The sequence below is a fragment of the Arthrobacter sp. zg-Y1219 genome (genome assembly GCF_030125545.1).
In the GTDB taxonomy this organism is placed as follows: Bacteria; Actinomycetota; Actinomycetes; order Actinomycetales; family Micrococcaceae; genus Arthrobacter_B.
This window is the reverse complement of record NZ_JASKLY010000011.1, coordinates 1-19321: the sequence shown is the minus strand read 5'-3', so window position 1 is coordinate 19321 and position 19321 is coordinate 1. Positions and strand designations below refer to the sequence as shown.

Genomic DNA, 19321 nt, shown 5'->3' with positions numbered 1-19321 from the left:
GGTCGGGGTGCTGGGGTGTTACTCCAAGCATGGTTGCCACAAAATCCAACAGCTGGCCGCGGTCGCCGCCGCCCTCAAACGGATGGACTCGTGCCACGCAAAGCCGCGACCACAGCAGGCAACTCGCAAGACTCAGAGATAGCGCCTTGCCGATCGTTTCACAACAGAAGAGCTTGCTCAGCTTGTGGCCCGCTACCAAGCTGGGGAAATGAGCACGGCACTGGCTCGTGAAACGGAATTGCGAGGGCGACGTTTCTACGCCTACTTCGCCTCCGGAGGGAAGGCATGATTATCCGGAAGATCGCCGAGCAGATGGATTGCAGCTACGACACGGCGAGGAAGTTCCTCCTATCGACCGACGCAGTCTAGTCATCGCCATACAAAGGGGGCCGATGGATTGGCCGCCTTCAGTGTTGTGCAAGTTCCTTCAACTTGTCCCCGATCCAGCCCTCGACCTTTGTTGAGATTTTGTCGGGGTGCTTCTCGCGCATGTATTCCATGAAGGGGAGCATGCCCGCCTCCTGGTCGTTGCCGTAGGAGTCTACTGTCGGGCGCTCGATGAGACCGTCCAGATCGGCTTTGGTGAGTTCTTCGGCGACAACCTCAAGTCTCATCAGCATGACGTTGCTATGGTCGTAGCTACGGGTGAAATCAGCTTCCGTAAGCCATTTTTCCTTTAGCACTCGACGCACAGAGGATGACTTCAGCTCCTTTGGCAGGTTAATGCTTTCTAGCCACCGCCCACCTTCAAACACTCGATAGAAGGCAGCCGCTGAGAGGTTGCGTCGCTTGGCACTGATAATGCCCTCAACCTCGGTAATCAATTCATCACTCACGTAGCGGGTGATCAGGTCGTAGGCGAGACTGGCGAGGGAGATGTAGTGGAGAGCAAGGTTCGACTCCAGGGGCGTCGCCGGAGTATGCGCTTTCTCGTTGCGCAGGAACTGAATCGACATGTTCAGATACTTCACTCCGTCATAGAAGTCTTTCTCGACGGGGTTGCGGCTGGCATGACCAAAAATCTTCGCCTGATTCGATGCTGCGAAGGCATCAGTGGCCTTCTCGCTGCCGGTCTTTTCGCGGAGTTTTTCTCGTACGAGCTTGTATGACTCCTCAACTGCATGAAAGTAGTCACCGTTGATCAGGTACTGATCAATGTGGTTATAGATGTCCTCATGAATCTCGATCCGGATTTTATTGGCTGCGACTGTCGCCTCAGTAGTGAAACTAGCCTGTGTGCCACCAGCTAGCGGCGTCTCTGCATCTTTCGCCTGGGAACCACCCAAGCTCCTCGCAATGTTGTGTACTCGGGTGATTTGCTCGTCGGTGATATCGGCTAGTTCAGCAGTTGCTTTCTTTGCTTCAAGGTACTCGCCGAGTGCATAAAGGGAGGAAGCAACCTCGCCGTCAGATCCGTTTTTCCAGAGAGCACGAACCCGATTTGCCTTCGAGTCGCCGAATCCTGGGTAGCGCTCGGCATCGTAAATATCGATGCTGAGCTCCCGGAAGAAATTTGCGAACGAGGCGTTTGAAAAGTCAAGAACGTACCCGGTCGACATGCCGAGCAGGGCTTCGAGATAGGTCTTGTTAGCTACGCTTAGTCCGCTCATTCGGTGTCTTCTTTTCTTGTCTGGGCGTCCCCACCGAGTGCTCGGGCATCGGACATTTCGGTTTCGTTTCGCTCACGAAGCAGGTTGTAAAGCCAGTCAAGATTAAGTGGCGCACCTCGTCGAAGTGCCAAAGGGCTGCCACTGCCAAGTGACGAGTTGCTCCGGCTGAATCGGCGTTGTGCGATGACCTTGGGCTCCTTCCAACGCCGGCTTACGGCTACCACGCCCAGGAGACACCGGCACGGTGAATCCGGACAATGAATGGCTCGCTCATGGCTACCACGCGGTCACCTATGACGGCGAAGGCCTCAACCACGTGAGACCCTGTGTAGGCTGTGGACTCCCAATGTGTGAGTGGATCGGCTGATGGCTTCTTCCGTAGATCGTGGGCACGCTGGAAACTCCCGCGTAGACCGTCGAAGTCACGAGCATGTTTACCCGTGTTCGTAACACGCCACCAGACTTCGGCGGCCGAAGGCCCCTCTAGTGTGGCCCTAAAACGAAGTTTCTTCCCGGCAAAGAGTAGACGCGAGTCGCTTGGGTAGTTGGACATCTTTTTGGTGTTTCTGCCTTCAGAGCAGGTAACGGCAAGTTCAAAACGAGGATCATTGAGCTCGTACCAGCCCCTGGTGTTGACAGGCTGGGCGTGTGAGACGTCTGCGACGGTCATCGCACCGAGTCCCTTCACCACATACTCTGGGAACGTGTCTCCGAGCAACGTCCGCCAGGATTCACAAGCCTCAGTTTTATCTTGGGCGGCGACAGCTGCTCGGGACACTTCCACGGCTGCCGCAAGTGCCTTCTTGAAGTCGTCGAAGGACTCTTGATCCCACCTTGCGGTTAGATTTTCGTCGAGGAGAACAGGGTTGCTGACTACGGGCGGTGAGGCGAACCCACTCAAGTACGTGTGCAGCGCTTCAAAAGTGTCGCGTAGCCTTTCTGCATCGTTATCGGCCGTAGCTAGGTGCTGAGCCACGAGGACTTGCAGGACGATGGATTTGATCCCGTGACGAACGTCCTGCTGCTCATCTCGCCACCTTTTTAGCATGCGGACGGTGCGGCGAAACTCGTCGCCTTGGTTGGCGCACCATGTCGTGTACTCATCGGGCGCCGTGGGGTGCCATCCTTTGCCGCGACGAGGGGCGTCCAGTGGGGCGTCGGAGTCGGTGCTATCACGCACCGGTACTAGGTCAACGTGGAAGCCCCCGATATAGTCATCGGCGTACTCGACGCGGACGCAAGGCGTCTTTTCCTTGATCTTTCCTTTGTAAGTTCCATGCTGCAGCAGCACCCCGGCGAGATCCTCTAGGGCATCATCAGCGGTGTCCCGTGAGCCCGCCGAGTGGACGATTAAATCGACGTCGTACTCGCCACCGGCAACAGGCTTTACAGCTGTACCGTTTGCATACGAGCCTTGCAGCGTGATGTCTCCCGGCATCAAATGATCCACGTTGTTCAGCAGGTATGCCTCAAGGGCCGTACGTGCAGACTCAATCCGATCAACTTGGGTTTGGGTCAGACAAATAGCCGCATGGAACTTTTCGAACTCACTCGATACGTCGAGGATCATTGCTTGTTCTTCCTTTGGGACCAGAGCAGTGCGACGCGTCGCCAGGGCTGCCAGGATAAGTGCCTGCGCACCGCCGTCAGGAAAGCGTCGTCGGCTGTGCGGTTAGCTAACGTCGATTGTGGTTCTAGAGCTTCCGCGGATTGCGGAGCGGGTGTCTTCCACGCCTTCTGGATATCTTCGCGGGTCTCATCGCGAACTGCTGTTTGGAGGGTGCGGAATGCGCGCCGCATGGCTTCGGATTCGCTGCCGATCCAACCTTCGTGGAAGGCGATGCGCTCGTGCAAGTCGTGAAACTTCTGGGCGAGGGCAGTGTCGCCATCACCATTCGTTTGACGACGCCGAACGCGGTGTAGCATTTCTCTCCACTCGACTGCTGTTTTGTATGCCTCGCCGTACTGTTGGCGGCGTCTGTCGCGAACTGCAAGCGTCCGTCCGACATAGGCTGAAAGCAGCGCAACGATAAGAGTGCCCAGTATGCCTACGACAGCGATGGCCAGTTTGATAGAGAAGTCCTCCGAGCTGCTAGCAGAGGCCGATGGCGGCGTCGTGGCACCTAAGTAATGCATCATGTTCATGCCGCAGTCCAATCTTCATTACGAAGTGGAGCTTGAATAAGCTCGTCACGTCGCGACTGCCAGTCAGGCAAAAAATCGTCCATAAGTTCCGTGAAACGCTCATTATGGTGACGCTCCAAGATGAAATCGAATGCGTCCAGCGAATCGCCGTTCGTGAATTGCGGGCTGGTGATGGTGTTGCCCTTGCGGATGTCGGCTATCGCATTGTTGTGAAACATCATGTTCACCATGGATAGTGCCCATGTTGCGTTGTCTTTTTCCTGGCCATCGATGGTGGGTCCTTGGCGTGATTCGGCCGCAACCTTTAGGAGTAGTGAGCCCGAACCACAGGTTGGATCGTAGACGGTCGCCGAGCGTGGTGTGTCCGGTGTGACCCCTATTAACTGGGCTATTACTCGCGAGACTTCGGCCGGCGTATAGAACTGGCCTTTGGGCTTGCCAGATTCGGTGGCGAAGTGACGCATGAGGTACTCGTATGCGTCGGCGAGCAGGTCGTCCCCCTCGGTCCGTGATCCGCGGAAGTTGAGTTCTTGAAAGATGGTAACAAGTTTCGCGAGGCGGTCCTGCATCTCCTTGCCCTTACCAAGCTCTTCCACGTCGTTGAAGTCGGCCAGGTCGATGACCTTTTGCAGGTCGTTTGCTCCAGGGAGTTTGGCGATGATCTTGTTGACCCTGTCGCCAGTCTCCTTGTCGCCCTTGACTGCGATCATGTCATCGAAGGAGCCACCGGATGGTACCTCGTTAGGGGAATTAGGGTCGGCCTGAGCCCTGTCGGAGACGTACTTCACGAACAGCATCGTCAGGATGTAGTCCTTGTTCTGGCTGGCGTCCATGCCGATACGTAGCTCATCACAACTCTTCCAAGGTGCGCTGTAGAGATCCAATTTCTTGAGCGCCACAGCCCGTACCCCTTGCATTGATCCTGATTCAGTTGAATTTGCCATGTAGTAGTCTCCATCCACACGACGGCAGCCACTTAGTGTTGGTTTCAATCTACCGGGAGGCAACGACAAACCAGGGGAGGTCGGGCTGTGCGGTGTCTATCCGTGGATAGACACCCATCATCCGACCTAGGACCCATTTTGGGCCTTTCAGGCGTACTCTCCGCCCAGTTGCCGGATACCAAAAATGGCGCCGATTTCTCGACGCCATTTCTGCTGTTTCAACTAAAGTCGATCTACTCAAACCATGGTTCGAATAAAGCGGTTTTGGTCGGGGTGACAGGATTTGAACCTGCGACCTCGTCGTCCCGAACGACGCGCGCTACCAAGCTGCGCCACACCCCGTAACCACTGCCAATCAGCGGGTTTCCCCGCCGGTGAAGCAACTTTACAAGTGTAGACGATGAGGTCCGGTTCCGCGAAACCGGACCTTTGCGCGCCGCCGTCGTCCTAGACCAGCGACTCCTGCCAGGCCGCCTGCAGCTTGGCGAACCGGCCGGTGCCGCCGGTGAGCTCGGCCGGGGTGCCGTCCTCAACCACCTCGCCGGAATGCATCACCAGCACCCGGTCGGCGATCTCCACGGTGGAGAGGCGGTGCGCGATGATCAGTGCGGTCCGGTTGCCCAGCAGGGTCTTCAGCCCGTGCTGGACCAGCCGTTCGCTGGGGATGTCCAGCGAGGAGGTGGCCTCGTCCAGGATCAGCACCGCCGGATCGGCCAGGAACGCCCGGGCGAAGCTGATCAGCTGCCGCTGGCCGGCGGACACCCGGCCGCCGCGCTTGTTCACGTCGGTGTCGTAACCCTCTGGCAGCGCCTCGATGAACTCGTGCGCGCCCACCGCCTGCGCAGAGGCGATGATTTCTTCGCGGGTGGCTTCCGGCTTGCCCAGGGCGATGTTGTCGGCCACCGAGCCGCTGAACAGGAACGCCTCCTGGGTGACCATGACGACGGCGCGGCGCAGGTCCCGCTGCGTGAGCTCGCGCAGGTCCACGCCGTCCAGCAGCACCGAACCCTGAGACGGGTCGTAGAACCGGGCGATCAGCTTGGCCAGCGTGGACTTCCCGGCGCCGGTCTGCCCCACCAGGGCCACCGTCTGCCCGGCGGGAATGTGCAGGTCCATCCGCGGCAGGATCACCGGGCCGTCGCCGTAGCGGAACTCCACGCCGTCGAACCGGATGTCGCCGGAAGCGTGCGCCAGCTCCACCGGATGCTTCGGCGGGCGGACGGTGGGGATTTCCTCCAGCAGCCCGGAGACCTTTTCCAGCGCTGCCGAGGCGGACTGGAAGGAGTTGTAGAACATGGCCATCTGGTCCACCGGCTGGAAGAACCGCTTGGAGTACAGCAGCAGGGCCAGCAGGGCGCCGACCTCAAGGCCGCCGTCGAGCACCCGGAAGCCGCCCGCCAGCAGCACCACGGCCACCGTGGCGTTGCCGATCAGCACCAGCCCGGGCTGGAAGATGCCGTTGAGGTTGATGGAGCGGACGGTGGCGACGCGGTAGTCCTCGGCCAGGCCGTCATACTTCCCGGCGTTGACCTGTTCGCGGCGGAAGGCCTTGACCGCCCGGATGCCGGTCATGGTCTCGATGAAGTGCACGATCAGTTTCGCGGAGGTCACCCGGGAGGCGCGGTAGGCCAGCTGGGAGCGCTTCTGGTACCAGCGGGTCAGCAGGAACATGGGAACAAACGCGGCCAGCAGCAGCAGGCCGGTGCGCCAGTCGAGCAGGAAGATGCTGACGGCGGTGAAGAGCATGTACATGGCGCCCGACGCCAGGGAGCTGATGCCCGAATCGAGCAGTTCGCGCAGCGCCTCCAGGTCCGAGGTCTGCCGGGAAATGATCCGCCCGGAGGTGTACTTTTCATGGAATTCAAGGCTCAGGCGCTGGGTGTGCCGGAAGACCCGCAGCCGCAGGTCCAGCAGCATGGCCTGGCTCAGCAGGGCGGTGGCGCGGACGTAGCCGGCGGTCAGCCCCGCGGCCAGCAGCGCCGCCACCAGGTACGCCACGCCGGAGAGGACCAGCGGCAGGCTGTTGCCCGCCTGCAGGTCCGGCAGGGCGTGGTCGATGCCGTAGGCGATGATGGCGGGTCCGGCCACGCGGGCGGCCTGGGAGAAGACCACCAGCAGCACCGTGCCGATGAACCGGGCCCGGTTGGGCCGGATCAGGGACCCGAGCAGGGCCAGGGAACGGCGGCGGACCGCCTGGTTCTCCTCCTTGCCCAGATGAACGGCGTCCTCGCCGGCGGTGCCCAGCCGGGCGCCGGCGTCGTAGTCCGGGTCCGTTCCCTTGGCGCTCTTGCCGGTCTTCATCGGACCGTCTCCTCGTCCTCGAGGGGCTGGACGACGGCGGAGCCGCCCGCCCCGGTGTTGCCGGCCAGCGGAGTGTCCTCGAGGCCGCTGTCCAGGTCTTCGGGTTCCGTGGGCAGGCTGGCGATCACGTACCGGTAGTGGTCGTTGCCGGCGAGCAGCTCGGCGTGGGTCCCGACGGCGCTGATCCGGCCGTCCTCCATCAGCGCCACGCGGTCCGCCAGGGACACCGTCGAGGGGCGGTGCGCGACCACCAGCGTGGTGGTGTCGGCGAGCACCTCGCGCAGCCGGCCCTCGACCAGCTCCTCGGTGCGCACATCCAGCGCCGAGAGCGGATCGTCCATGATCAGCACCTTCGGCCGGGCGGCGATGGCCCGGGCCAGGGCGACCCGCTGGCGCTGGCCGCCGGACAGGCTCAGCCCCTCCTCGCCGATCAGCGTGTCGGTGCCCTGTGGCAGCGAATACACGAACTCGGCCTGCGCCACGTCCAGTGCAGAGGCAAGCAGCCGGTCCGCTTCGGCGGAGCTGGCCGGTTCCGCGCCGAGCAGCACATTGTCGCGGACGGAGCTGGAGAACAGCGTGGTGTCTTCGAACGCCACGGCCACGATGGTGCGCAGCTCCTTCAGATCCAGCTGCCGCAGATCGGTGCCGTCAATGCGGATCGAGCCGGCGGTGACGTCGAAGAGCCGGGGAACGAGCTGCAGCAGCGTGGATTTTCCGCAGCCGGTGATCCCCACCAGCGCCATGGTTTCGCCGGGCCGCAGGCACAGGTCGACGCCGTTGATCAGGTTGCGGGTGCCGTCCTTGGCATCCGGATAGGCGAAGTGCACGTCGTCGAACACCAGCTCTCCGCGCACGTCGCGCAGATGCACCGGGTTCTCCGGGCTGGTGATGGAGCGCCGGGCGTCCATCACCTCGTAGTGCCGGTCGATGGCCGTCTTGGCGGTGAGCGTCATGGACAGCAGCGGGCCAATGGCCTCCACCGGACCGGCCACGACGGCGGCGGTGGCGAAGAACGCGACCAGCGCGCCGATGCTGAGCGTGCCGTCCGCCACCGCCATGACGCCGACCACGAGGGCGACGGCGAGGGCGGTTTCCGGCAGCAGCGTCACCACCAGGGAGAACTTGGCCAGCGAGTTGGCCTTGTACACCTCGGTCTGGCGCAGCTCCTGGGCCTGTTCCTCGAAGGAATCGAGGGCTTCCCGGCTGCGGCCGAAGGCCTTCAGGACACGGATGCCGTGGACGGATTCCTCCACTGTGGTGGCCAGGTCGCCGGTCTGGTCCTGGCTCTGGCGGGACACCTGCCGGTAGAACCGGTTGAAGCGAAACCCGTAAATGACGATCGGCACGGCCGCGGTTATGAAGATCAGGGCCAGCGGCCAGCTGGTGAACAGCATGACGGTAAAACCGATCACCACCGTCAGCGCAGTGACCACGAGCATGATGGCCCCGAACGCCATCCAGCGGCGGATCAGGTTCAAATCGCTCATCGCGCGCGAGAGGAGCTGGCCGCTGCCCCAGCGGTCGTGGAACTCCACGGACAGATCCTGCAGATGCCGGTAGAACGAGGTGCGCATTCCGGTTTCCACAGTGGTGGCCGGTGCTATGACGAACTGGCGGCGCAGCGCGATGAATCCGGCTTCGAGCACGCCAAGGCCCAGAACGACGGCGGCTGCGCCCCACACGGCCGAGGTGGAACCGCCGGGGCTAAGGGAGGTGTTGATCAGGACCCGGAAAACCTGCGGAATGGCCAGGGCCATGAGGCTGGCGCCGAGCGCGCAGAACAATCCGAGGATCAGGCGCGGAAGAATGGGCCGCAAATGCGGGTACAGCCGTCCAAGGGAAAACCACAATGATGTTTGCGCAGGCATGAAACCTCTTTGTGCGGGTGGAGGGTGCTGCGAAAAGCAGATCGGCCCTTGACGGCTCAATCCTAAGCCTGACCCCGGGACGGATTCGACGGCGGGCCGGAGTTTGGCTCCGGCCGCTGCTGATTGTCCCTGCCCGCCCGCCCTCCGCGAGATGGCACAAAGTGCGTCTCTGAGCGCTGAGACGTGCACTTACTGCCATCTCGCGGGGGTGGGGTGGGGGCTACGCCCGCGGGGTCAGGGTCAGCAGGACGGCTTCGGGGCGGCAGGCAAACCGGACCGGCGCGAAGCGGGATGTTCCGATCCCGGCGGAGACGTTCATCGGCACCTTGCGGCCGTTGTGCTCCCACATGGACACGCCCTTGGCCCGCCAGGTGGGCAGGTCGCAGTTGCTGACCAGGGCGCCGTAGAACGGCACGCACACCTGGCCGCCGTGGGTGTGGCCGGCCAGGATCAGCTCGGCTCCGCCGTCGGTGAAGTAGTTCAGCACCCGCTGGTAGGGCGCGTGGGCGACTCCGATCCGGAGTGCCGGAGTTCCCTCGGCCGCGGGCTCGGGGAAACCGGGGTAGACGTCACGGTCCAGATGCGGATCATCCACGCCGGAGAAGTCCAGCCGGACGCCGCCCAGGGCCATGGAGTCCCGGCGGTTGGTCAGCCCGGCCCAGCCGGCGTCCTCGAAGGCGCCGAAAAGTTCTCCGAACGGCAGGGCCGGCGGCTCCGAGGAGAGCTTCGAGGGGCCGGTGAAGTAGGTGAAGGGGCTCTTCAGCTTCGGACCGTAGTAGTCATTGGAGCCGGGAACGTAGACGCCGGGGAACCGCAGCAGCGGCTTGAGCGCGTCAAGCAGCGGCGGAACCGCGTCCCGGTGGCTGAGGTTATCCCCGGTGTTCACCACCAGGTCCGGTTCCAGCTCCGCCAGCGACTGCAGCCACCGGGTTTTGATGTTCTGGTTGGGCACGAAGTGGATGTCCGACAGGTGCAGCACCCGCAGGGGAGCGCTGCCCGGCGGAAGCACGGGCACCGTTTCGGTCCGGACACCGAACAAGTTGCGTTCGATCAGCGAGGCGTAGCCCAGCGCGGCGGCGCCGGCAGCCGCCGTGCCGCCGGCAATCCACGCCGCCGAGCGCAGGGCTGTGCCCAGGGCGGAATCAGCAGCCATGGCTAGTACGTCTCAGGCTTGGCAAGCAGCTGTTCGTTGAAGAAGCTCGCACCGGAGGCATTCTTGTCGTCTTCCGACTCGTCCTCGCCGGCGGCGTTGCTGTCGGGCTGGTCCTCGCCGCCCTCGTCCTTCTTCTCCTCCGCGGGGCGGGGGGCGGGAGCGGGAGCGGGAGCCGGCCGGGGGGCCTGGGGCACATTGCCCATGATGCTGGCCGGCGGGGCCGTGAACGGGTTGGCCTGGTACTGGTCCGGAATACGCTGGATGAAGTTCTTCCAGGAAGGGCCGGCGATCTTTGAACCGTCGATTTCCGGATAGACCTGGCCGCCGATCTGCTTGCCTTCCATCGAGCCACGTTCGTTGCCCCAGACGTGGTTGCCGAGCCAGGAGGCGGTGACCATGCCCGTGGTGTAGCCCATGAACCAGGTCTGTGACCGGTAGTCATTGGTACCGGTCTTGCCGGCCACCGGCTGGCCAATCTGCAGGTTGTAGCCCGATCCCTTGGTCATTACCTGCTGGGTGGCAGCGTTGACGCCCTGCGCAACTTCCTTCTTCATGACCTGCGTGCACTCCGGTGCCGGAACCTCGAAGGTCCGTCCGTCCGAGGCCGTCACGGATTCCAGGGCGCGGGGCTCGCACTTGAGCCCCTCAGCGGCGAAGGTGGCAAAACCGGTGGCCATGGCCAGCGGGGACGCGTCGCCGCCACCGCCGAAGGACGCCGGCGGGATGGCCTCAAGCGGTTTGTACTCGCCGTCGGCGCTCTTGCCGTTGTGGATGCCGGAGGCGAAAGCTATTTCCTGGAACTTGCACAGATCCAGCTGATTGATCTCAGCCATGGTGATCGTGTTCAGCGAGTTGGCCAGGCCGTCAATCACGGTGGTGTTCCGGTAGTTGGTGTCACCGTAGTTGATGGGCGTCCAGGCTTCGGGGATGCCGTATCGTCCGCCGGGGAGGCAGCTGGCATTCCAGCTGTGGCCGGCCGGATAGGTCCGCTTGCTGCCGTCCAGCTGGGCGTTCAGTGTCTTGCCGGCATCGAGCCAGGCAGCCACCGTGAACGGCTTGTAGGTTGAGCCCGGCTGGAAGCCACCCATGCCGCCCAGCGACTTCTCCGGATTGCCGTCCTGGTACAGGTCAACGTTGAAATTGATCACCGAGTTTCCGGCCCCGGGTTCGGGGGTGTACCGGGTGTTCTGCGCCATCGACAGGATGTTGCCGGTGCCCGGCTGCATCGACACCATGGAATGGCCGATTTCGGCGTCGGTGGTGTCCGGATTGGCGGTCTCGTTGATCGCCGTTTGCGCAGCGCCCTGGATTTCCGGATCCAGGGTGGTGGTGATGCTCAGGCCGCCGCGGTACAGCAGCTTTTTCCGGTCCTCGGCGGTGGCGCCGAACCGCTCGTCGTTGGTGATCAGGTGCGTGACGTAGTCACAGAAGTAGGGTGCCTGCACCGCGCCGACGCAGTTGCTGGGCACCGGTGTGAGGTTCACGCCCAGATCGGTGGCGACGGCGGCGTCGTGCTCTTCCTGCGTGATCCGGCCGGTGCTGAGCATGGCGCCGATCACCAGGTTGCGCCGTTTCAGGGCAACTTCCGGGTTGCCGGTGGGGCTGTACAGGGTGGGACCGTTGACTACGCCGGCCAGCAGTGCGGCCTGCGGAATGTTCAGCTCGGAGGCGGGCACGTTAAAGAAGTATTTGGCAGCCGCCTGGACGCCGAACGTGGTGCCGCTGAACGGAACGATGTTGAAGTAGCCCTCGAGGATTTCGTCCTTGCTGAGCTGCTTTTCCACGGCAATCGCCAGCTTCATCTCCCGCAGCTTGTCGCCGTAGGTCTTCTCCAAACTGCCGCTGAGGACAACGTCCTCTTCGTTCTGGAGGTTGGAGTCGATGATGACGTTGTTTACGTACTGCTGCGTAATCGTCGAGGCGCCGCGCTTGGTGTTGGAGGTGAGGTTGGACGCCAGCGCTCCAACGATGCCCTGCATGTCCACACCGCCGTGCTCGTAAAAGCGGTCGTCCTCTATGGCAAGCATCGCGTCAATCATGTTGGGGGAGACCTCGGCCAGCTTGACCGGCTGGCGGTTCTCCTCATACAGGGTGGCGATGAGCGACCCGTCGTTTGCAAGAATCTTGGAGGGCTCAGCCAGGGTTCCGGCCTCGAGTTCCGACGGGAGATCGTCGAAGAACTGAAGGGAACCGGACGCGGCTGTACCGGCAGCTGCGGCGACGGGAACCAGGAGCCCCGCGGCCAGCACGCCTGAAAGTGCGCTGACGCCAAAGAACGCGACGATCTTGCCCAAAGTGGTCGCCGTGTCAAAAAGGGGTGATTTGCGAGCTGCCATGCGCATCAGTCTACAAGCACGCGTTAGGCTTTTGATTATGAACAAATGGGAATATTTCATCACGCCGCTTCCTCTTCACACACCGGGAGCTGTCCTTAACATGCACGGCGAAGAAGGCTGGGAACTGGTGCAAATCACCCCCGCCCCGAACGGCACCGGAGCTGTGGCCTACCTGAAGCGCGAGAAGCCGTAGTGTCTGAGCGGACGGCAGCGGTTTCGGCCGTCGAGCGGAGACTCGCGGAGCTGGGTCTGGACCTGCCCGGCGTCGCGGCTCCCGTGGCCGCCTACGTGCCCGCCGTCGTTACGGGCAACTACGTCTACACCTCAGGCCAGCTGCCGTTCGTCAACGGCGTGTTGCCTGCCGCCGGCAAGGTGGGCGCCGAGGTGTCCGCCGACGACGCCGCCGCCTACGCTGCGACGTGCGCCGTGAATGCGCTGGCCGCCATCAAGGCCCAGATCGGGGATCTGGACCGGATCAGCCGCATCGTCAAGGTGGTGGGCTACGTGGCATCCGATCCGTCATTTACCGGTCAGCCCGCCGTCATCAACGGTGCATCCGAGTTGCTGGGGAAGGTCTTCGGCGAGGCGGGCATCCACGCCCGCTCCGCCGTCGGCGTGGCAGTGCTGCCGCTGGATTCCCCGGTGGAAGTAGAAGTGATCGCTGAATTTGCCTAATTCCTCCGTACGGCTTTTCCCGGTCCCCCCGTATTTGCGGGGGGCTGCGGAAAGCTGGCTAGAGCACGGTGACCGCACACCGCGCAAGCCCCGCCTGGCCTCGTCGGTGGTGCTGGTGCGGGACGCTCCCCGCGGCACCGAAACCTACCTGACCTACCGGCGCGGCGAGTCCCCGCTGGGCAAGGTCGCTTTTCCCGGCGGCAGCATCGAAGAGGGCGACGACGCCACCGCCGCCGCCTGGTACGGCCCGGCCCCGGCGGCGTGGGCCAAGTCGCTGGGCATCGACGATCCCCGGCTGGCACGGCGCCATGTGGTGGCGGCCATCCGCGAACTGTTTGAAGAAACCGGCATCCTGCTGGCCGGTCCGGACGAGTCAACGCTGCTGGAGGCCAACCGCGGCCCGGAGTGGATGGCCGCACGCACCGCGATCGCCGCCGGAGACGCGTCCTTCCTGGAGCTGCTGTCCCGCCGCGGACTGGGCCTGCGCACCGATCTGCTCCGTCCGCTGTCCAACTGGCAGACGGCCGACTTCGCCCTTCGCCGCTTCGACACCCGCTATTTCGCCGCGGTGCAGCCTCTCGGGCAGGAAACCTCCCTGCTCGAGGGCAAGGGCGTCTGGGGCCAGTGGCGGTCCGCGGCCGCTGAAATCGCGGCCCGGGACATCCCGTCCCTGGGGGACGAAATCGGGCTGCCGGACACCGTGGGGCTGACCCTCGGGGAGCTGACCGTTCCGCAGGTGGAGTTGGTCCTGGAAAAGCTGGCCAGCGCCCGCGGCTGCATCGCTTATTTGGCCTCGCGCCGGCCCGCTGCTGTGTTCCAGCCCGAACTGGTGCAGGCGGACGGCGGCTATTGGCTGGCCGTGAAGCTCAGCGGTGTCGCTGAAGGCTCGGCGCAGCGGGGACGCTGACCCGGATTCCGCCTTGTTAACAGGCCCCGCCCCGGCGCCTGTTAACAAGGCCTCCCGTGAAGAACGGTGACGCCGGTTAACGACGACGGCGCCGCCCCCAACAAAGGGGGCGGCGCCGTCGTACTGCGTGCGGTTAGCCGCAGGCGGAAACCTAGCGGGAGCGCTGGCGCAGCCGCTGGACGTCCAGAATGACCACGGCGCGCGCCTCGAGGCGCAGCCAGCCGCGCTGCACGAACTCGGCCAGGGCCTTGTTCACGGTTTCCCGGGAAGCACCGACCAGCTGGGCCAGTTCTTCCTGGGTCAGCTCATGCGCCACCAGGATGCCGTCAGTTGCGGGGCGGCCGAAGCGGTCCGCCAGATCCAGCAGCGCCTTGGCGACGCGGCCGGGAACGTCCGAGAAGACCAAGTCCGCAAGGGACTCGTTGGTGCGGCGCAGGCGCCGGGCCAGGGCCTGCAGCAGCTGCACCGACACCTCCGGACGCGTTTCCAGCAGCGCCTTCAGGTTGTCGTGCCGCAGTCCCGCCAGGCGGGTTTCCGACACCGCGGTGGCGGTGGCGTTGCGGGGGCTCGGATCGAACAGTGCCATCTCGCCGAAGAGCTCGCCCGGGCCGAGGATGGCCAGCAGGTTCTCGCGGCCGTCGGGTGCCGAGCGGCCCAGCTTGATCTTTCCGGACACGATGAAATACAGCTGGTCGCCCTGGTCACCCTCGCGGAAAACTGATGCGCCGCGCGAAAGGTCGACCTCGGTCAGCTCGTCGGTCAGAGCTGCGAAGACGTCGTCTCCCAATGAGGCGAACAGTGGCGCACGGCGCAGTACCTCGATATCCATGAAATCTCCTGTAAATAGTTGTCCCTTCTATTATCTTCTCGCACTGCGGCCCCATGTGACACCTGTAATAGCTTTGTTCGCCCTCGGATGATAAAAAGGACGCCCCGGCGCTGTGCCCGCGGCACCCCGGGGCGAACTGCTTCCACAGCTTGGGCCGCTAAACTCGGGTGGCAGGGGCCGTCTTCTGACGGTCCCCGCATTGGTCCCCTACCCCGTACTTGGAGCTGTTTGTGCTCGGATTTTCCCTGCTTGACATCATTCTGCTTTTGGCGCTGCTGTTCTACCTCATCGCCGGTCTGCGGAACGGTCTGGTAGTGACTTTGGGCGGCATTGTCGGCTTCGTGGCCGGCGCCGTTGCCGCGTTCTTCGCGATTCCGCTGGTGGCGGCGTGGGTGCCCGACAATGGCTGGCGGCTGACCGCCGTGATCGCCACTGCGGTGGTGCTTGTCCTGGGCGGACATGCGCTCGGAGCCGCTCTGGGCGGCGGAATCCGGCGCTGGCTGAACTTCCCTCCGCTGCGGTTCCTGGACCGGCTGTTCGGCGGTGCAGTGAACCTGGCGGTGTCCGCCTTGGTCATGTCGATGCTTGCGTTCAGCGTGAATACGCTGGGCGTGCCCTTCCTGTCGCAGCAGATCACCTCATCCAAGGTGCTGACCGCGATCGACGAGGCCACTCCGGACCGAGTCCAGGCCTGGACCGCGCAGGTGCGGTCCTTCACCCTGGCCGAGGGCCTGCCGACCATCCTGGACCACGCGGCCCCGGAAACCGTCGTCGCACCCGACGAGGGGCTCTCCTCCGCAGCCCTGCAGGCTTCATCGGAGTCCGTGGTGAAAATCACCGGCACCGCCTACCAGTGCGGGCAGAACCAGACCGGTTCCGGCTTCGTGGTTGCCGACGACCGCGTGATCACCAACGCCCACGTGGTGGCCGGTGTTTCCGAGCCCGTGGTGCAGGTTCCCGACGGCGGAGCGCTGCCGGGCAAGGTGGTCTATTTCGACAGCTCGCGTGACCTGGCGGTGCTGGCCGTGGACAATCTGGAGGCGGATCCGATTCCGCTGGGCGAAGTCCTGCCCAACGACACCACCGCCGCGTTTGCCGGCTATCCGGCCGGCGGCCCGTTCCGCCTGCAGGCGGCCAATGTGGAGCGCCTCTCCGACGTCTCCGTCCGCAACATCTACGGTGCTGCCCCGGAGGTGCTGGAGGTCTACACGCTGGCTGCCAACGTCCAGCAGGGCAACTCCGGCGGTCCGCTGCTGGACATCGACGGGCGGGTGGCCGGGGTAATCTTCGCCAAGACGACCGGCGATCAGCCGATCGGCTATGCCTTGTCGCTGGGCGAGGTGGGTCCGGTGGCCGAGGCGGCCGCCAGCTACCAGGCACCGGTTTCACCCGGGCAGTGCATCTCGGGCGAATAGGCCGGCCTGCCGGACCCGTCGGGGGCGCCGGCGGCCGGCACCGTGCCGGCGCTGCGCCTCAGGCGTTCGCTGCGCCGTCCAGCCTGGTGGCCAAGTAATTCACTGCCATCCCGTAGCCGGCGATCCCGGCGCCGCAGATGACGACGTCGGCCACCGCCGAGACGTAGGAGTGGTGGCGGAACTCCTCACGGCGGTGGATGTTGCTCAGGTGCACCTCGACCACCGGCAATCCGACGCCGGAGAGGGCGTCGGGGATGGCCACCGAGGTGTGGCTGTACGCCGCGGGGTTGATGATGATGGCGTCCGCCAGGCCCGGGGCGCCGTGAATCGCGTCGATCAGGTCCCCCTCGTGGTTGGACTGGATGCAGTCAACCGTCCAGCCGTGCGCCTCCGCCGCGCTCAGGGCGAGGGATTCGACGTCGTCGAGCGTGTCGGAGCCGTAGATCCCCGGTTCCCGGGTGCCCAGGAGGTTTAGGTTGGGGCCGTTGAGGACAAGCAAATTGCGGGTGCGGGAGGCAGTCATGAGTTAACTATGCGCCAACCTGCGCGCCGGCCGCCGCCTCGGCGTTGCGGCGCGTCATCCGGCCCGCCGCCGCCGCACCGATGATGGTCACCACCGACATCAGTGCCAGGACGACGCCGGGGTGCCACCAGGCGCTGTCCGTTGACTGCGCGAAGGCGGAGGTGAGCGCCGGAGCGAATCCGGCCAGGATGCCGGCGAAGCTGTAGGCCAGGGACAGCGCCGTGAAGCCGGTGCGGGCCGGGAACAGGTCAGCCATGAGGCCGCCCAGCGCCGCCCACGCGGCCGTCGGGGCAATGCCGCCGATGAGGATGGTGAGGATGTACGTCGTCTGGTCCGCGGTGCTGATCATCCAGTACAGCGGGAAGGAAATCAGCAGCGTGGCGACGGCGCCGGCGGTCACCATGCGGGCGGAGCCGATCTTCGTGGCCAGCCAGCCGAAGGCCGGAATGGTGGCCAACTGGAGGACCGAGCCCACCAGGGCGGCGTTGAGCACCGTGGTCGCGGACAGGCCCAGCTGTTCGGTGCCGTAGGCCTGCGTGTAGGTGGTCATCAGGAAGTAGGAGCCAATGCCCAGCAGGGACGCCGCCGTGGCGACCAGGACGGCCAGCCGCTGGGTCTTCAGGACCTCGAGGACCGGGACGCGTGCCACTGCCTGATGGCCGGCGACGTCCTTGAAGACGGGGGTTTCCTCGATGGCGAAGCGCAGGTACAGGGCGATGGCCATGAAGGGGAAGGCCATCAGGAACGGCACCCGCCACAGGCCGGCCTCCATGGTTTCCTGCGAGACGTTGGTCAGGAGCAGGAAGGTGCCGGTCACCATGATGGTGCCTACCGGGGAGCCGATCTGCGGAATGGCGGCATAGAGGGCCCGCTTGCGCGGCTCGGCGTGTTCGGTGGCGATCAGGATGGCTCCGCCCCATTCCCCGCCCACGGCCAGCCCCTGCAGCAGCCGCAGGGTCACCAGCAGTGCCGGGGCCCAGAGGCCGATGGTGTTGTAATCCGGCAGCAGGCCAATGGCTCCGGTGGCGGTGCCCATGAGGATTATGGTCCAGATCAGGGATTTCTTGCGCCCGATCCGGTCACCGATGTGGCCGAACAGGACGGCGCCGACCGGGCGGGCAATGAAGCCGATGCCCAGGGACAGGAAGGACAGCAGGGTGCCGATCAGCGGATCGACGTCCGGAAAGAAGATCCGGTTCAGGACCAGCGCGGCTGCCGTTCCGAAGACGTAGAAGTCGTAGGACTCCAGTGCCGTCCCAACGAAGGACGCTCCGGCGACCTTGCGCGCCATTCGGCGCGAGGGCTGCCCGCCCAGAGGGTCGGGCGGAGCGGGTGTGAATTCAGGGGAGGCGGTACTGGTAATAGACACGAGCACTGATTCTGCTACCCCGTGCGCTCCGGTGCCAACTCGGCGAGTCCCGGCTCCCCCAAATGACGGAGCCGGCCGGACCCGTTCAGTGCAGGGCGGCGGCGAGGAGGGCCCGCCCGGCGCTGACCAGGGATGCCGCGACGCCGGCGGGATCGGAAACGTAACCGTGCACCATGGCCCCGTCCCGCAGCATCAGCAGCTGGTCCGCCAGGGCGTCCGGGTCGGGTGCTCCCAGCCGGGTGAGCCTGCCGCTGACTTCGGCGTGCAGCCACTGCCGGTGATCCCGGACGACGGCGCGGACCGGTGAGTTGGCGTCGGGATATTCGGCGGCGGCATTGATGAACGGACAGCCGCGGAAGCCGGGAAGACAGGTCTCGGCGCCCATCGCTTCGGCCAGCTGCAGCAGTCCGGTGCAGGGGTCGTCGCTCAGGTGTTCGGCGGCGGCGCGGACCCGGTCGGTCTGGGCCTGCAGGTAGGCCACCACCAGGTCCTCCTTGGTGCGGAAGTGCCGGTAGAACGTCACCTTGGTGGTTCCGGCGTCGGCGATGATCCGGTCGGCGCTCACGGCGCGGATGCCCTCGGAGTAGAAGAGGGAAGCGGCAGCTTCCAGGATGCGGGCGCGCACCGGGGATGAAGCGGTCATGGATCCTCCTCGGTTGCGGAACGGGCCGAAGACGGCTTTACTGGCCCAAGTAGACGTACTGGTTAGTCTACCTGAACGTCCCCCAACTGAAGGAGTAGCCATGAGCGCTTTGTACACCGCGTCAGCCACCGCATCCGGAGACGGCCGCAACGGAGAGGCCCAGACCAGCGACGGCCAGCTGAAGGTCAACCTGGCGATTCCCGCTGAAATGGGCGGCGCCGGCGACGGCACCAACCCGGAGCAGCTCTTCGCCGCCGGCTACGCCGCGTGCTTCCTCTCGGCGCTGAAGATGATTGCCCGCGCCGAAAAGGCTCCGATCGCCGATGCCGCGATCACGGCCGACGTCAGCATCCACCAGCAGGAAGTCGGCTTCAAGCTCGGCGTTGAGCTGCACGTGGAAATGTCCGGCGTCGACCAGGCCACCGCTGAGAAGCTCGTCGAGTCCGCCCATCAGGTCTGCCCGTACTCCAACGCAACCCGCGGGAACATCGACGTCGAGCTCGACGTCACCGTCGGCTAGTAATCCCCGCCGAAATGGCAGAAGGTGGGGGTTGCCGGGGGGGGGGGCGGGCCCGTGGGGCGGTTGGGGGGGGGGGGGGGCGC

17 protein-coding genes and 1 tRNA gene are annotated in these 19321 nt (G+C 64.5%); 5 read left to right on the top strand and 13 right to left on the bottom strand.

What is annotated here, in order from left to right; genetic code table 11:
- Positions 1-407: 407 nt before the first annotated feature.
- The 9 genes from QNO00_RS06920 to QNO00_RS06880 all read right to left on the bottom strand — a co-directional run bounded on the left by QNO00_RS06920 (position 408) and on the right by QNO00_RS06880 (position 12357).
- Entirely contained in the window at positions 408-1610 is a 1203-nt protein-coding gene (locus QNO00_RS06920) for a TIGR02391 family protein (protein ID WP_284024059.1), read from the bottom strand.
- A gap of 217 nt (positions 1611-1827) precedes the next feature.
- Entirely contained in the window at positions 1828-3180 is a 1353-nt protein-coding gene (locus QNO00_RS06915) for a nucleotide-binding domain-containing protein (RefSeq protein ID WP_284024058.1), read from the bottom strand.
- Positions 3177-3755: a hypothetical protein gene (locus QNO00_RS06910; protein WP_284024057.1), complete on the bottom strand. Its 579-nt coding sequence runs from the start codon at positions 3753-3755 to the stop codon at positions 3177-3179. The genes QNO00_RS06915 and QNO00_RS06910 overlap by 4 nt, the downstream gene beginning before the upstream one ends.
- Entirely contained in the window at positions 3752-4699 is a 948-nt protein-coding gene (locus QNO00_RS06905; RefSeq protein WP_284024056.1) for a class I SAM-dependent DNA methyltransferase, read from the bottom strand. Before QNO00_RS06905 ends, QNO00_RS06910 begins: the two co-directional genes overlap by 4 nt.
- Positions 4700-4964: 265 nt before the next feature.
- Positions 4965-5041, bottom strand: a tRNA-Pro gene (locus tag QNO00_RS06900).
- A 105-nt stretch (positions 5042-5146) separates the two neighbouring features.
- Positions 5147-7000, bottom strand: coding sequence for an ABC transporter ATP-binding protein (locus tag QNO00_RS06895; RefSeq protein ID WP_284024055.1), 1854 nt, complete (start codon positions 6998-7000; stop codon positions 5147-5149).
- Positions 6997-8868: an ABC transporter ATP-binding protein gene (locus QNO00_RS06890; RefSeq protein WP_284024054.1), complete on the bottom strand. Its 1872-nt coding sequence runs from the start codon at positions 8866-8868 to the stop codon at positions 6997-6999. The genes QNO00_RS06895 and QNO00_RS06890 overlap by 4 nt, the downstream gene beginning before the upstream one ends.
- A 220-nt stretch (positions 8869-9088) precedes the next feature.
- Positions 9089-10021 carry a metallophosphoesterase gene (locus QNO00_RS06885; protein WP_284024053.1) on the bottom strand — a complete coding sequence of 311 codons (933 nt, stop codon included), beginning with the start codon at positions 10019-10021 and terminating at the stop codon, positions 9089-9091.
- A 2-nt stretch (positions 10022-10023) separates the two neighbouring features.
- Positions 10024-12357: a transglycosylase domain-containing protein gene (locus QNO00_RS06880; RefSeq protein WP_284024052.1), complete on the bottom strand. Its 2334-nt coding sequence runs from the start codon at positions 12355-12357 to the stop codon at positions 10024-10026.
- Between the two features lie 37 nt (positions 12358-12394).
- On the opposite strand from QNO00_RS06880, the gene sp36 reads away from it, so the two are divergent.
- The 3 genes from sp36 to QNO00_RS06865 are packed head-to-tail and all read left to right on the top strand — an operon-like array spanning position 12395 to position 13939.
- Positions 12395-12550: a Sp36 family protein gene (sp36, locus tag QNO00_RS06875; RefSeq protein WP_229966124.1), complete on the top strand. Its 156-nt coding sequence runs from the start codon at positions 12395-12397 to the stop codon at positions 12548-12550.
- Entirely contained in the window at positions 12550-13032 is a 483-nt protein-coding gene (locus tag QNO00_RS06870; protein WP_229966123.1) for a RidA family protein, read from the top strand. The genes sp36 and QNO00_RS06870 overlap by 1 nt, the downstream gene beginning before the upstream one ends.
- Positions 13025-13939 (top strand): NUDIX hydrolase, encoded by a 915-nt coding sequence (locus QNO00_RS06865; protein ID WP_229966122.1) that lies wholly within the window; start codon positions 13025-13027, stop codon positions 13937-13939. Before QNO00_RS06870 ends, QNO00_RS06865 begins: the two co-directional genes overlap by 8 nt.
- A 151-nt stretch (positions 13940-14090) precedes the next feature.
- On the opposite strand, the gene QNO00_RS06860 is transcribed toward QNO00_RS06865, so the two are convergent.
- Positions 14091-14768 carry a Crp/Fnr family transcriptional regulator gene (locus QNO00_RS06860; protein ID WP_104053107.1) on the bottom strand — a complete coding sequence of 226 codons (678 nt, stop codon included), beginning with the start codon at positions 14766-14768 and terminating at the stop codon, positions 14091-14093.
- 230 nt (positions 14769-14998) lie between these two features.
- Here QNO00_RS06860 and QNO00_RS06855 point away from each other — a divergent pair, with 230 nt between their 5' ends.
- Entirely contained in the window at positions 14999-16183 is a 1185-nt protein-coding gene (locus QNO00_RS06855) for a MarP family serine protease (protein WP_284024051.1), read from the top strand.
- A gap of 58 nt (positions 16184-16241) precedes the next feature.
- On the opposite strand, the gene aroQ is transcribed toward QNO00_RS06855, so the two are convergent.
- The 3 genes from aroQ to QNO00_RS06840 form a co-directional block, all read right to left on the bottom strand.
- The gene (gene aroQ / locus QNO00_RS06850) at positions 16242-16706 is read right to left on the bottom strand and encodes a type II 3-dehydroquinate dehydratase (RefSeq protein ID WP_284024050.1); all 465 of its coding nucleotides are present in this window, start codon (positions 16704-16706) and stop codon (positions 16242-16244) included.
- Between the two features lie 7 nt (positions 16707-16713).
- Positions 16714-18075, bottom strand: a complete 1362-nt coding sequence (locus QNO00_RS06845) for an MFS transporter (RefSeq protein WP_284024049.1) — start codon at positions 18073-18075, stop codon at positions 16714-16716.
- A gap of 85 nt (positions 18076-18160) precedes the next feature.
- A complete protein-coding gene (locus QNO00_RS06840) occupies positions 18161-18718 on the bottom strand; it encodes a TetR/AcrR family transcriptional regulator (protein ID WP_284024048.1) in 558 nt (185 codons plus the stop codon).
- A 100-nt stretch (positions 18719-18818) separates the two neighbouring features.
- Here QNO00_RS06840 and QNO00_RS06835 point away from each other — a divergent pair, with 100 nt between their 5' ends.
- A complete protein-coding gene (locus tag QNO00_RS06835) occupies positions 18819-19238 on the top strand; it encodes an organic hydroperoxide resistance protein (RefSeq protein ID WP_229966117.1) in 420 nt (139 codons plus the stop codon).
- Positions 19239-19321 lie beyond the last annotated feature (83 nt).